The organism is Sinorhizobium sp. CB7 (assembly GCF_041357635.1).
Lineage (GTDB): Bacteria > Pseudomonadota > Alphaproteobacteria > Rhizobiales > Rhizobiaceae > Rhizobium.
In genome coordinates, this window is the sequence record NZ_JAULLL010000017.1 from 23,868 (window position 1) to 37,679 (window position 13,812).

10 protein-coding genes are annotated in these 13,812 nt (G+C 59.7%); 9 read left to right on the top strand and 1 reads right to left on the bottom strand.

The window, feature by feature from the left end; genetic code table 11:
* Positions 1-6 precede the first annotated feature (6 nt).
* The 5 genes from AAE029_RS26940 to AAE029_RS26960 all read left to right on the top strand — a co-directional run bounded on the left by AAE029_RS26940 (position 7) and on the right by AAE029_RS26960 (position 5,379).
* Positions 7-1,008 (top strand): ABC transporter permease, encoded by a 1,002-nt coding sequence (locus AAE029_RS26940; protein WP_371075972.1) that lies wholly within the window; start codon positions 7-9, stop codon positions 1,006-1,008.
* Complete coding sequence (locus AAE029_RS26945) at positions 1,005-2,015, top strand: ABC transporter permease (RefSeq protein ID WP_371075973.1); 1,011 nt, start codon at positions 1,005-1,007, stop codon at positions 2,013-2,015. Before AAE029_RS26940 ends, AAE029_RS26945 begins: the two co-directional genes overlap by 4 nt.
* The gene (gene rhaM / locus AAE029_RS26950) at positions 2,012-2,338 is read left to right on the top strand and encodes an L-rhamnose mutarotase (protein WP_371075974.1); all 327 of its coding nucleotides are present in this window, start codon (positions 2,012-2,014) and stop codon (positions 2,336-2,338) included. The genes AAE029_RS26945 and rhaM overlap by 4 nt, the downstream gene beginning before the upstream one ends.
* On the top strand, positions 2,335-3,741 hold the full coding sequence (locus tag AAE029_RS26955; protein ID WP_371075975.1) for an FGGY-family carbohydrate kinase: 1,407 nt from the start codon (positions 2,335-2,337) through the stop codon (positions 3,739-3,741). The genes rhaM and AAE029_RS26955 overlap by 4 nt, the downstream gene beginning before the upstream one ends.
* 93 nt (positions 3,742-3,834) lie before the next feature.
* The gene (locus AAE029_RS26960; RefSeq protein WP_371075976.1) at positions 3,835-5,379 is read left to right on the top strand and encodes a cation:proton antiporter; all 1,545 of its coding nucleotides are present in this window, start codon (positions 3,835-3,837) and stop codon (positions 5,377-5,379) included.
* A gap of 165 nt (positions 5,380-5,544) precedes the next feature.
* On the opposite strand, the gene AAE029_RS26965 is transcribed toward AAE029_RS26960, so the two are convergent.
* Positions 5,545-7,038, bottom strand: a complete 1,494-nt coding sequence (locus AAE029_RS26965) for an MDR family MFS transporter (RefSeq protein ID WP_371075977.1) — start codon at positions 7,036-7,038, stop codon at positions 5,545-5,547.
* A gap of 481 nt (positions 7,039-7,519) precedes the next feature.
* Here AAE029_RS26965 and AAE029_RS26970 point away from each other — a divergent pair, with 481 nt between their 5' ends.
* From AAE029_RS26970 to AAE029_RS26985, 4 genes are all read left to right on the top strand, one after another.
* Entirely contained in the window at positions 7,520-8,257 is a 738-nt protein-coding gene (locus tag AAE029_RS26970; RefSeq protein WP_371075978.1) for a glycosyltransferase family 25 protein, read from the top strand.
* A 23-nt stretch (positions 8,258-8,280) separates the two neighbouring features.
* Positions 8,281-9,705: an O-antigen ligase family protein gene (locus AAE029_RS26975; protein WP_371075979.1), complete on the top strand. Its 1,425-nt coding sequence runs from the start codon at positions 8,281-8,283 to the stop codon at positions 9,703-9,705.
* 276 nt (positions 9,706-9,981) lie between these two features.
* Positions 9,982-11,160, top strand: a complete 1,179-nt coding sequence (locus AAE029_RS26980; RefSeq protein WP_371075980.1) for an acetate/propionate family kinase — start codon at positions 9,982-9,984, stop codon at positions 11,158-11,160.
* Between the two features lie 74 nt (positions 11,161-11,234).
* Positions 11,235-13,625 carry a phosphoketolase gene (locus tag AAE029_RS26985; RefSeq protein WP_371075981.1) on the top strand — a complete coding sequence of 797 codons (2,391 nt, stop codon included), beginning with the start codon at positions 11,235-11,237 and terminating at the stop codon, positions 13,623-13,625.
* Positions 13,626-13,812: the final 187 nt, after the last annotated feature.

The window sequence follows — 13,812 nt, forward strand, 5'->3', positions numbered from 1 at the left end:
GAAGGCATGCTACGACTGCTGAAAAAACGCGAAACGCTGCTGCTTCTGATCATCGTCGTGATGATCGCAGCCTTCTCGACGCGCGCGGCCGGCTTTGCGACGCCCGCCAATCTCGCCAATATCTTCAACGACACCGCGATCCTGATCATCCTGGCGCTGGCGCAGATGACCGTGATCCTGACAAAGTCGATCGATCTCTCCGTTGCCGCCAACCTCGCCTTCACCGGCATGGCGGTCGCCATGATGAATGCCGCCTATCCCGACCTGCCGCTGGTGGTCCTGATCCTTTCGGCCATTGCCATCGGCGCCTTTCTCGGCACGATCAACGGCTTCCTCGTATGGGCGCTGGAGATACCGCCGATCGTCGTCACACTTGGCACCCTTACGATCTACCGCGGCATGGCCTTCGTTCTCTCCGGCGGCGAGTGGGTGAACGCGCATCAGATGACGCCCACCTTCCTCAACGTGCCGCGCACCCCGATCCTCGGTCTGCCGGTTCTTGGCTGGACCGCAATCGTCATCGTGCTCCTCATCTACATGCTGCTCAAATACACGCAGTTCGGCCGCTCCGCCTATGCGGCGGGAGGCAACCCGACCGCCGCTGTCTATACCGGCATCGATGTCGGCTGGACGAAATTTCTCGCCTTCGTGCTCTCAGGCGCGCTGGCAGGCCTCAGCAGCTATCTCTGGGTTTCGCGCTATGCCGTCGCCTATGTCGACATTGCCAGCGGTTTCGAACTCGACAGTGTGGCGGCCTGCGTCATCGGCGGCATTTCGATCGCCGGCGGCGTCGGCTCGGTTGCCGGCGCCGTGCTCGGCGCCCTCTTCCTCGGCGTCATCAAGAACGCCCTGCCCGTCATCGGCATTTCGCCTTTCACGCAGATGGCAATCTCGGGCACTGTCATCATCCTCGCCGTCGTCTTCAACGCAAGGCGCGAACGCAGTCGCGGCCGCATCATTCTGCGCGACAAGGCGGCCGCCGAAACCAGAACCGAGGTGACCGCATGAGCACCGTTTCCGAAGCCGCGCACAAGCGCGTCATTCCCGATCGCCTTGGCACGCCCTTCAGGCGCATCATGTCGAGCTGGGAAGTCCTGCTTTTCGGCGTCGCCGTCCTCATCTTCATCTTCAATTCCGTCGCCTCGCCCTACTTTCTCAACGCCTGGAATCTCTCGGACGCGACCTTCAACTTCACCGAAAAGGCGATGATTGCCTTCGCGATGGCGCTCCTCGTTATTGCCGGCGAGATCGATCTTTCCGTCGCAGCCATCATTGCGCTTGCCTCGACCGCCATGGGGGCAGCCGCACAGATCGGCATCGGCACGCCGGGACTCGTCGCGATCGGGATCGGCGTGGGCTTCGTCTGTGGCCTGTTCAACGGCTTCCTCGTTTCGGCGCTGAAGCTTCCGTCGATCGTCGTCACCATCGGTACGATGAGCCTCTTCCGCGGCATTTCCTACATCGTGCTCGGCGATCAGGCTTACGGCAAATATCCTGATAGCTTCGCCTATTTCGGGCAGGGTTATGTCGTGTGGGTCTTCTCCTTCGAATTCGTGCTTTTCATCGTCCTTGCGGTCGTCTTTGCGATTCTGCTTCACGCCACGAATTTCGGCCGCCAAGTCTATACGATCGGCAATAACGAGTTTGCCGCACGCTTCTCCGGAATTCCGGTGGAACGCGTGAAATTCATCCTCTTTCTTCTGACCGGTGTCATGAGCGGCATCGCCGCCGTCTGCCTCACCTCGCGTCTCGGCTCCACACGTCCCTCGATCGCCCAGGGCTGGGAACTCGAGGTCGTCACCATGGTCGTGCTCGGCGGCGTATCGATCCTCGGCGGTTCCGGCACGATCGGCGGCGTCGTCATCGCCGCCTTCGTCATGGGCCTCGTCACGTTCGGGCTCGGGCTGCTGAACGTGCCCGGCATCGTCATGTCGATCTTCATCGGCCTGCTTCTCATCATCACGATCGCAATCCCGATCATCGCCCGCCGTATCAAAGCCATGAGCGCCAAATGACTGGAAAACTCGAAAAACATGCCTTCAAGATGAAGCTTAATCCCGGCATGGAGGCGGAGTACAAGAAGCGGCATGACGAAATCTGGCCGGAACTGGTCGATCTGCTGCATCAGTCCGGGGCGAGCGATTACTCCATTCATCTCGACCGTGAAACCAACACGCTCTTCGGCGTACTGACCCGCCCGGTCGATCACACAATGGCAAGCCTTCCGGAACATCCGGTGATGAAGAAATGGTGGGCACACATGGCCGACATCATGGCGACCAATCCGGACAATTCGCCGATCCAGAACGATCTCGTTACAGTCTTCCACATGCCATGAAAGGACAGTTCCCCTATCAACGCATTGCCGTCCTCGACATCGGCAAGACCAATGCCAAGGTCGTGGTACTGGACAGCGCGACCGGGGCCGAAATTGCCGCTGTAAAAAAGCCGAACACCGTGGTCAGGTCCGGCCCCTACCCGCATTACGATATCGAAGCGCTGTGGGCCTTCACGCTCGATGGGCTGAGACACTTCGCGCATGAACCGGGCTTCGACGCCATCTCAATCACCACGCATGGTGCATCTGCCGTCCTCCTCGACGCCGATGGCGCGCTCGCCATGCCGGTCATCGATTATGAGCATGAATATCCCGACGAGATCCGCGACGCCTATGCGGCGTTGCGCCCCCCTTTCTCGGAAACCTTCTCGCCGAAGCTGTCGATGGGTCTCAATGTCGGCGCACAGCTTCATTACCAGCAGACTGCCTTCCCGGCTGAATTCGAAAAGGTCGCGACGATCCTCACCTATCCGCAATACTGGGCGGCGCGGCTGACGGGAGTAGCGGCGAACGAGCGCACCTCGCTCGGCTGCCATACCGACCTCTGGAATCCGCAGGCGGGAACCTATTCGTCGCTCGTCGATACGCTCGGGATTGGCGACCACATGGCGCCGATACGTTCGGCCTTCGACGCACTTGGCACGGTCCTGCCCGAAATCGCCGCCAGGATCGGCCTCTTCGCCCCTGTACCGGTCTATTGCGGAATCCACGACTCCAACGCCTCATTGCTGCCGCACCTGGTCAGTCGAGACGCCCCCTTCGCGGTCGTCTCAACTGGCACCTGGGTCATCAATTTCGGCGTCGGCGGCGATCTCACCCGTCTTGATCCGAAGCGCGATGCGCTCGCCAACGTCGATGCCTATGGCCGTGCCGTGCCCTCTTCCCGCTTCATGGGCGGACGCGAATTCGAGATACTGTCGGCTGAGATCGGCGCGGTCGCGCAGGACAAGGTCGGAAACGCAATTAATCCGGTTATCGAAAGGGGCGTAATGCTCCTGCCCAATATCGTGCCCGGCTCCGGTCCCTTTCCCGGAAAGGAGACGCGCTGGATCGAAGCGGAAGCCGCAACCGCGGAAGAGCGCTATGCGGCTATGTGCCTCTATCTGGCGCTGATGACGGAAGTCTGCCTCGGCCTCGTCGGCGCCTGGGGACCGGTCATCGTCGAAGGACCGTTTGCGCTGAACGACACCTATCTCTCCCTGCTTGCGGCACTTGTCGGGCGCGATGTCATCGCTGTCCCGGGATCGACCGGAACGAGCCAGGGTGCAGCACTCCTCACCGGCATCAAGCCAGCGACAGGCCCCGAAAAGCATTATCGTCCTGAAGAGATCGCCGGTCTGGGTTCCTATCGGCAGGCCTGGTACGAAGCGATCGGCGAAACTCTCCCCTCGTCTTCGCAATAGATCCATCAGCAAACAGCTCGTCAGAAGGCTCGCGCGCGATATTTCTGATTGGACCGGCACCTATCCGAGCTGCCGGCTCGATCGGAGTGTCTGATGGCTTTTTTTGAAAGCATGCTGATCCTGATGCTGGTGGCGATCATCTTCCTCCAGTTCTCCCGCAGGTTCCCCATTCCCTATCCAACCATGCTCGCGATCGCCGGTCTGCTGGTCGCCTCCCTTCCCTGGGCGCCGGAAATATCCATCGACCCCGAACTTGCGCTGACCCTCTTCATTGCGCCTGTCCTGTTCGACGCGGCCTACGACCTGCCGCCGCGAACGCTCAGGGAAAACTGGCTGCCGCTGCTGTCTCTTGCAGCCATCGCAGTGGTGCTGACGACCGCCGCCGTCGCCTGGGTCGGCGTTGCGGCTGCGGGCCTGCCTCTCGCCCCTGCTATTGCACTCGGTGCGATTGTCGCACCACCTGATGCCGCTGCGGCGACCGCTGTGCTTGGCAGTTTCGACCTGCCGCGCCGGACCTTCGCGGTCCTGAAGGGTGAAAGCCTGTTAAACGATGCCGTCGCTCTGCTGATCTTCAGCGCCGCCGTGGCCGCTGCGAGCAGTCCCGCCTTCTTCGCCGGTGTGCTGTCCGAGCTCGCCTTCGCCGTCCCAGGCGGGCTCCTGCTCGGCTACCTGATGGGCAGGCTCTATATGCTCCTGGGTATCAAGCTCGCCGGAACCCTTGGCGGAACGCTGCTGGAGTTCGTCGCCACATTCGGGACATGGGTCATTGCCGAGAAACTGCATCTTTCCGCGATCCTTGCGATCGTCGCCTATGCCATGGTGATCGCCCGTTACATACCTGAGCGCATATCGGCCCGCCACCGCGTTCATTCCTATTCCGTCTGGGAGGCCGCCGTCTTCCTCCTCAATGTCATGGCTTTCCTGTTGATGGGTCTGCAGGCAAGACAAATCCTGATCGATCTCGACCCCGATAAGCTATGGAGCGCCATCGGATTGGCCGCTGCCGTCCTGTTGGCCGTGATCCTGGTCCGACTGGCTTGGGTTCTATTCTACAACAGGATGATCGCCTACGCCGTCCATCGCGGTCTTGTTGCTGAGGAACCACCGACGATGGCCATGAGCCTTGTTGCCGCATGGTCGGGCATGCGCGGGCTCGTGACGCTTGCAACCGCCCTTGCATTGCCCGGGAATTTTCCCGGACGCGACGTGATCCTGCTCTGCGCACTGGCCGTCGTTCTCGGTACGCTTATCCTCCAGGGCCTGACACTCGGGTCGTTGATCGCCTGGCTGAAATTCGAGCCGGACGTTTCCATGGAGCACGAACTTTCCGAAGCACGCGTGGAACTCATCGATACGGCGATGCGAGAACTTGAAAAAAGCGAGGGCGAGGCCGCCGAAACATTGCGACGGATCTATGGCGAGGATCGCGATCTGGCGGCCCAAGGTGATCATCCGCGCGAGGCTGGCGAAATCGACAAGCTCCGACGCCGGATCATCAAGGCAAAAAGGGCAAAGCTTGCCGATATGCGCCGCACGGGCGCGATCGATGACGACGTCTTTCACGTGCTGGAGCAGGAACTCGACTGGGCCGAGCTTGCCGCATCTCCTCCGGACACCTATGAACTGGTGGAAGGATAGACAGAGACGGTACGGCAAAGTTTTCCCGGACCTGATTGCAATAGGCTACTGCATGTTTCCTTATTTAAGGAAAAAACCTGCAGCAATTCAAAGTGTTACAGCGTACTTTGCGCGTCTGAAAAGACGCACGGCGCTGTAGAGCGCCAGGCTGCAGCGATCTCGAAGTCAATGCGAGACCGCTTCCGCAGCCGTATCGCGCGTCGATCTATCGCCTGTCTTGCTGTGAACGGGGATAAGCCAGGTGCTGATGACCGTGAGAACCGCGACGATGACCACACCCCAGAAGCTCCAGTGAAGGGCCTGATAGAAGACCATGCGAATATCCGGACTGGCGGCAAGCTCGCCGAGTCCCGTCGGCTGATTGAGGAGGTCATGCAGCCTGGTTGCCAGTTCGCCGCTGCCGTAATGGGTGATCCCAATGTTGAGGATTGCACCGAGCGCCGTGGCTCCAAGCGTATTGCCCAGGCTGCGCGCAAAAATGATCGAAGCGGTGGCGCTGCCGCGCATCGACCATTCGACGCTGTCCTGCACCAGCGCAATGCTGGTGAGGCTGATGAGCCCCATTCCGAAACCCATCAGGAATGAGCCCGCTCCCGCAATTGCCGGATGGCTGTCAGGCCCGAGGAACAGCAGGAAGAGCGCACCGATCGGGAAGATCAGGCTGCCCACCCGTAACGTGCGGCGAATGCCGAAAGCCCGGAAGAAGCGGCTCGACAGCATCACCGCCAGCGGCCAGCCGACGACGAGCATGGTCAGTGTGAAGCCGGCCGCAATCGGCGACCGGCCGAGCACACCCTGTACATAGATCGGCAGGATCGTCGTAAGTCCGATCAGCGCCATGCCGGCAAGCAGCGTCGCGGCATTGCTTGTCGCGATGAGACGCCGTGCCCAGAGCTCGATCGAGATGATCGGCTCGGCAGCGCGCTTTTCCTGAAGAATGAACAGCCCGCCGGCCACGAAGAACAGAAGGCCGAGCCCCGCGAGCACCCAGCCCGACGCCTCGGTTTCCGTCAGGATGACCAGCAGCGAGATAATCGCGATCGAAAAGAGGACGGCACCGGTATAATCAATCCTGGCATTGCGATGCTCGACGGATTCCCGAAGGAAAAGGAGGAAGCCGATGATCGTCAGCACGCCAAAAGGCAGATTGATCCAGAAGATCCATGCCCAGGAAAAACTGTCGACGATGATGCCGCCGGCCAGTGGCCCGATCACCGCAGAGAGCGCCCAGACGCTGGCGAGCATGCCTTGCGCCCGGCCACGTTCTTCGAGCGTGTAGAGGTCTCCGACGATCGTCATCGTCACGGGCTGGATAGCGCCCGCGCCGAGCCCTTGCAGCAGTCGGAAAATGATGAGCGAGGTCATCGACCACGCAAATCCGCAAAGCAGCGAACCGGCCAGGAACAGCAGGATGCCGCAGATGAGTACCGGCTTGCGGCCGAACACGTCCGACAGCTTCCCATAGATGACGGTCGTGGTCGACTGAGCCAGCAGAAAGGCCGAAAACACCCAGCTATAGTAAGTGAAACCGCCGAGCTGGCCGACGATACGGGGCATGGCAGTCGCAACGATTGTCGCCTCGATCGCGACCATGAAGGTCGCCAGCATGATCGAGCCAATGATCAGGGGACGCCGCGAGCGGGCGACTGCGCTGGACATGATCTTCCTTTCTGATCGCTTCGCAGGCCCTATGCCCTGCCCGATCGAAATTCGTCGTGGACAGGCATCCAGGTGATGGGGACACGATCCAGGGGGCGGATCTATGCGAAGCAGATGACCTTGATGATGAATGAGTTTGCATCCTGGCGCCGCTCCGTGTCAACCGTTTGACATGTGTCAAATACAACCCGATTCCAATGCCCGATTTTGTCGGCAGGCTGACGCGCGAGAATGCCACAGGCAGCAAATGCTGTGGAAAAAGGCGTCGCGAATTCTCGTGTAACGAACAATCGTTTAGTGCTTAAAACGACACAGGCCCCGCTTTTCTGCCAGAAGCAGGTTCATCCGCCAGGCAGACTGTGATACAGGCGCCGCGATTTACCACGCCCCCGGTGGGAGCGAACGGTTGCACGGCATCAACTTTAGCGATAGTGACTGTGGTGGAAAAATGCATGTTCGGTATCTCGTCAACCGGTAGTTCATGACCTTACCTCTCTATGCGATCAATCTGGATCGGTCGCCCGAGCGCTGGCAAAGATTGGACGAGCAGGCCCGAAAATTCGGGCTGGAGCTTTCGCGCGTGCCCGCGATCGACGGTAATTCGCTTGCGCAGGAACATTGGACCGATTTCAACTCCGAGCAATTTGAGCGATACAACGGCCGAAAGGCCCTGCCCGGGGAATATGGATGCTATCGAAGCCACCTGCTTGCCTTGCAGCAGTTTCTCGATTCAGGCCATGGCGCGGCGATCATTCTGGAAGACGATGTCGAACTGAACGAGCAACTGGCGGTCCGCGCATCCGCCATCCGCGATGCCGTGCCGCGGGCCGGACTTGTCAAGCTCATAAGCCACCGCATGCGCGGTTTCAGGAAGACCGCGGCAACCTCGATGCAGGATGAGGTTGGACAATGTTTTCACGGCCCTCAGGGTTCGGCCGCCTGCTATCTCGTCACCAGAGCTGGCGCGCAGATGCTGCTTGAAACCTTGCGTCCAATGACCCTCCCCTATGACGTCGCTTTGGAAAGAGCATGGGCAACGGGTGTCAAGACCTATTCAAGTCATCCTAATCTGGTAAAGCTGGTCGCGTCACGGGGGACAACAATTGGTAGAAGAATCGACTATCATGCCGCAAAATCTCCGAAATGGTCGCGGATACCAGCTCACCTGTTTCGAACGACAGACTATCTCCGGCGAATGTTTTACGTGTTAGGCGTCTGATGCCGATGGGGGAAAACCGACCGATGGAAATGCGCTTGGCTCGTCCCGTTACCGGGATTCTGTGCCTGCTGTGGCTCATCGCGGCAACGCCGACCCTTGTCGAAAGCGATGCCTACCGCTACGCCCTGGGCATTGTATACCTCATTACGTTTTATGTTTACTGTATGACGCCGGAGCGTCCGCGGACGACGTGGCTGGCTTGGCTCTGTATCGGTTGGGGTTTCTACGCCGCAGCGCGTTTCGCAGCCATGTATTTCTTCTCCCCCGATCACCAGCTCGGCGCCTCCGAGTGGCTCTATATATTTCCAGTCTTCTTTCCGATGTTGGGCTTTGGGTTCTCGCTGACCTTTTCCCAGATCGAGAAAATGCTGGCGGCCTTCTTCGCCGTCGCGCTGGTTTTCCTGCTGGTCATGACGCCCTACGCAACGGTTCTCGCGGGGGAAGCGATTACGCCTCTCATCCAGCACAATCGCATTCATGGTGCCGTGTCCTGCGGGCTCATGACGATCGGAGCGTTCTTTTGGCTGCGCTACTATTTGCGGTCGGGCACCCGATCTCAATTTGCGCGCTTTGCGGTCTTCGCCGCGCCGCTCGTCATGATCCTCTGCCTCTTCAATATCTATGGATCAAAATCCAAGGGCGTCTGGCTCGCCATGGTGGCCGTGCTGCCAATATTAGCGCTTTTCGTCCTCAACAAATCAAAGAGAAAAGCGGCGGCGATAGCGGTCGGAAGCGCTGCCTTGGTTCTCGGAGCAGGCGTCTACGCCGCGCGAACGAACCTTTACGAGACGGCAGGACCGACGATTGTCGCCGCCGCACCGCTCCTCGAAGGAACAGCCGAAGGCAACGATGTAGATGCCTTGGTGTCGACTGCAATAGACTCGCCGGACACGCCGACCTCCATGGGAGAGCGACTGCAACTCTGGTCGAACGCATGGGAGGTCTTCTCTGCCTCGCCGATCTTCGGGGCGGGAAACCAGTGGCTGTCGAGATGGCACCAGACGCGTTACGCGAAGGTGAAATACACTCTGCTCCATAACGGCTATTTCGAGATTCTGGTACGCCATGGGTTATTCGGCGCCGCGATCTTTTCGATAATGCTCTATGGATTCTTCCTGTCCGTCTGGCGCGCCAGCCAGAAGCAGCTGATCGCTCAGGAAGCGTTTTATGCATATGGCATCTGCATTCTCTTCTTCGCCATCACCATTCTCAGCAATTCCAACAACAGGCTCGCCATCGGGGAATCCCTGGCTTTGATCTCCTCCGCCTTCGCCTGTTACTGTAATCAGAGACTCGATGCTTTGAGATTCGGTCAGAAAAAGCCCAGCGCGCAGATCCTGGATCTTCAGTCAAAACCGGGTGATTTTTCGGCAGCCGTCGCCAGCAGCAAGGGCCAAAGCCACCTCGTGGAGGCCGACGAGAACGCTGCGATGGGTCATTCGACCTGAGTCAGGCTGCATGCTTTCGCCTGATACGCCACTCGCTCAGGAAACATGCTTCATCCTTGGACGGCCGGCCCATGAGCTTTTCCGAAATCAATGCCGTGTTCGGTGATGCGCGTCGGAAACGTGTGTTCGGCAGATAATTCAACTTGGATTTTGCGATTAAGATCACTTTGATCTTGATCATTGCGCAAAGGGAAACATCTCGAACGAGATGGGACCGGCAGGCTCGTGGCTTGATGAGAGCAACGGTCCATACCGTTTTGCGCAAAGGTACCGGCCATGGCAGGGACAAATCTTCTTCTCACCTTCAATGCTGGCTCTTCCACGGTGAAGATCGGCTTGTTCGCAATCGAGCAAAACCAGGCGCGGCGCATCGGCAAGGGACTCATCGACTTTCGCGCCCAACCTTTGACCTTTCATCTGACGGAAGGCCCGAAGACCTTCGATATTCCGCTCCATGCCGAAGCGACGGAAGAACTCCACGACGTCGTCGATGAAACATTCGGCATGCTCTCCGAGCATTTCGACATGAATGCGGTTTCCGTCGCCGGACACCGGGTTGTCCATGGCGGCGATGTCTTCACCGCGCCCGTGCGACTCGATGACGAGGCTATCCGCACCATCGACACTCTGATCCCGCTTGCGCCGCTGCATCAGCCCCAGGCATTGCGCCTGATACGCGCGATTCGCCACCTGCGACCGGCGCTTGTCCAGACGGCATCCTTCGACACCGCATTCCACGCCACGCAAGACGATCTCGTCCGGCGCTTCGCCATACCGCGCGCGCTGCATGACGAGGGAATCAAGCGCTATGGTTTCCACGGCCTTTCCTACAAGTTTATCGCCGCTGAACTTCGCCGCCGAGCGCCAGGAACGGCGTCCGGAAAAATCGTGGTCGCCCATCTCGGCAGCGGCGCCAGTCTCTGTGCTCTTAAAGATGGCACGAGTCGGGACTGCAGCATGGGGTTTTCGACCCTGGACGGCATTCCGATGGCAACTCGTCCGGGCACCCTCGATCCCGGCGCCCTGCTCCATCTCCTCATGCAGAAGCACAGGCCGCTCCACGACGTGGAAGACATGCTCTATCACCGATCCGGACTTCTGGGCGTATCCGGCATCAGCGCCGACACGCGTGATCTGCTGAAGGATGCGCGACCGGAGGCGCGCGAAGCGATCGACCTCTTCACATTGCGCATCGCTGGTGAAATCGCGCGGCTCGCCGCCACCCTCGGCGGCCTCGATGCCGTGGTCTTCACCGCCGGCATCGGCGAGCATCAGCCTGAAATCCGCGCCGCCGTGTGCCATCGACTGGAGTGGCTGGGCCTCACGATCGACGCTGCGGCCAACGCCGCGAACGCCGCCACCATAAGCACATCCGTAAGCCGGATCGCTGCCTTCGTCATCCCGACGGACGAAGAGCAGGTGATCGCCGACGAAGCCAAGTCAATTCTTGCATGATCCAGGTCACGGCGCCGGACCAGAATAAACACTAGGATGACCGACGAAACCTCTTCACCTCGGAGCGTATCACGATGGAAAAGCAGATATCGACATCCCCCGCAACCGCGATCGACACCGCGGAACTCCACCTGCTCGACCGCTACTGGCGGGCAGCCAACTATCTGTCCGTAGGACAGATTTATCTCCTGGACAATCCCCTGCTGCATGAGCCCCTGAAAGCGGAGCATATCAAGCCGAGGCTGCTCGGCCATTGGGGCACGACGCCCGGGCTCAATTTCGTCTACGCCCACCTGAACCGCATCATCCGCGCCCGTGATCTCGACATGATCTATATCTGCGGCCCGGGCCACGGCGGACCGGGCATGGTTGCCAATACCTATCTCGAGGGGACCTATAGCGAGATCTATCCCGAGATTTCCGAGAATACGGACGGTATGAAAAGGCTCTTCCGTCAGTTCTCTTTTCCCGGCGGTATACCGAGCCACGCAGCACCCGAGACGCCCGGCTCGATTCACGAAGGCGGCGAGCTCGGCTATGCGCTCGTTCACGCCTATGGTGCCGCCCTCGACAATCCCGAACTGGTGGTTGCCTGCGTGGTGGGCGACGGCGAGGCTGAGACCGGGCCTCTTGCCGCAAGCTGGCATTCGAACAAGTTCGTCAATCCCGCTCGCGACGGCGCCGTGCTGCCGATCCTGCATCTCAACGGCTACAAGATTGCCAATCCCACGCTGCTTGCGCGCATGAGCGACGACGATCTGAAGCACCTCTTCATCGGCTATGGCTACGAACCCTTTTTCGTCGAAGGCGACGAGCCGCATGACATGCACCTGAAAATGGCTGCGGCCCTCGACACCGTCTTCGATCGCATCCGTGCTATCAAGGACGAGGCACGCAACGGTTCGCCGCCAAATTCCTGCCCGCGCTGGCCGATGATCGTGCTCAGAAGCCCGAAAGGCTGGACCGGACCAAAGGAAGTCGACGGCAAGATGGTCGAGAATTTCTGGCGCGCCCATCAGGTTCCGGTATCCAATTGCCGGGAGGATGGCGCCCATCGCAAGATCCTCGAAGACTGGATGAAGAGCTACGATCCCTCGGATCTATTCGACGCTGACGGCCGGCTGAAGAACGAATTGCGGGCGCTGGCGCCTGAAGGCAAGCGGCGCATGGGCGCCAATCCGCACGCTAATGGCGGCCTCCTCAGACAGGAACTGGCCGTTCCGGATATCGGCGACTATGCGATCGCCGTTTCGGAGCGCGGCGCGACGATGGTCCAATCCACCGAAATCCTTGGCCGCTACCTTCGCGACACGCTGAAGCTCAATGCCGAAGCGAAGAACTTCCGCATCTTCGGCCCCGACGAGACGGAATCGAACCGGCTTGGCAGCGTCTTCGAGGCGACGGATCGCATATGGATGGAGGAGATCCGACCCTATGACGTGCATCTCGCCCGCGATGGCCGGGTGATGGAGGTCCTCAGCGAACACCTCTGCCAGGGCTGGCTCGAAGGCTACCTGCTGACCGGCCGGCATGGTCTGTTCTCATGCTACGAAGCCTTCATCCACATCATCGACTCCATGTTCAACCAGCATGCCAAATGGCTTAAAGTCACGCGAGAGCTTCCCTGGCGTAAACCGATCTCTTCGCTCAATTATTTGCTGACTTCACATGTCTGGCGCCAGGATCATAACGGTTTCAGCCACCAGGATCCCGGCTTCGTCGATCTCGTCGCCAACAAGAAGGCGGATATCGTGCGCATCTACCTGCCACCGGATGCCAATACCCTGCTCTGGACGGGCGACCACTGCCTGAAGACCTATGACCGCGTCAATGTCATCGTTGCCGGCAAGCAATCGGAACCACAGTGGCTGACGATGGAGGAAGCGGTCAGGCATTGCGAGGCCGGCATCGGCATCTGGGAATGGGCAGGCAACGAAAAAGGCGCGGTCGAGCCCGATGTCGTCATGGCCTGCGCCGGCGACGTCCCGACGATGGAGACGCTGGCGGCCGTCGATCTTCTGCGTCAGAATATTCCGCAACTGTCGATCCGGGTCGTCAACGTCGTCGATCTGATGGCGCTGCAATCACCCGAGCACCATCCGCACGGCCTTCCCGATGAAACTTTCGACCGGCTTTTTACCCCCGATCGGCCGGTGATCTTCGCCTATCACGGCTATCCCTACCTGATCCACCGGCTGACCTATAAACGCACCAACCATCGCAATATCCATGTCCGCGGTTTCATCGAGGAAGGCACGACCACGACGCCTTTTGACATGACGGTGCTGAACGAACTGGATCGCTACCATCTCGCCATCGAGGCGATCGAGCGTGTGCCGGGGCTGAAGGAAAAGGCAGCAGACGTCATCGACCTCTTGCGGGCGAAACTGTCGGAGCATCACGCCTATGTCCGCCTGCACGGCGAAGACATGCCGGAGGTGCGGAACTGGACATGGCCCTACTGAGTGGTTCGTGACGCGCGATCACATGATGAAATGAGGCATCGGCAGAGACCCTGCCGATGCCCTTTATACGCCGTCTGGATGATCAGCTTTCGGTGCACGAGCCTCTCCTGCCCGCGTATGCTCCGGCTAGATGTGAGCGGGATGCCGAAAAGTCTACCCGGTTTTCGGGTGACATCCCCGCTCCAAC

Excerpts from the sequence above, each read along its gene's own strand:
- AAE029_RS26940 (WP_371075972.1), top strand. The coding sequence starts at position 7 with ATGCTACGACTGCTGAAAAAACGCGAAACGCTGCTGCTTCTGATCATC.
- AAE029_RS26945 (WP_371075973.1), top strand. The coding sequence starts at position 1,005 with ATGAGCACCGTTTCCGAAGCCGCGCACAAGCGCGTCATTCCCGATCGC.
- rhaM (WP_371075974.1), top strand. The coding sequence starts at position 2,012 with ATGACTGGAAAACTCGAAAAACATGCCTTCAAGATGAAGCTTAATCCC.
- AAE029_RS26955 (WP_371075975.1), top strand. The coding sequence starts at position 2,335 with ATGAAAGGACAGTTCCCCTATCAACGCATTGCCGTCCTCGACATCGGC.
- AAE029_RS26960 (WP_371075976.1), top strand. The coding sequence starts at position 3,835 with ATGGCTTTTTTTGAAAGCATGCTGATCCTGATGCTGGTGGCGATCATC.
- AAE029_RS26965 (WP_371075977.1), bottom strand. The coding sequence starts at position 7,038 with ATGTCCAGCGCAGTCGCCCGCTCGCGGCGTCCCCTGATCATTGGCTCG.
- AAE029_RS26970 (WP_371075978.1), top strand. The coding sequence starts at position 7,520 with ATGACCTTACCTCTCTATGCGATCAATCTGGATCGGTCGCCCGAGCGC.
- AAE029_RS26975 (WP_371075979.1), top strand. The coding sequence starts at position 8,281 with ATGGAAATGCGCTTGGCTCGTCCCGTTACCGGGATTCTGTGCCTGCTG.
- AAE029_RS26980 (WP_371075980.1), top strand. The coding sequence starts at position 9,982 with ATGGCAGGGACAAATCTTCTTCTCACCTTCAATGCTGGCTCTTCCACG.
- AAE029_RS26985 (WP_371075981.1), top strand. The coding sequence starts at position 11,235 with ATGGAAAAGCAGATATCGACATCCCCCGCAACCGCGATCGACACCGCG.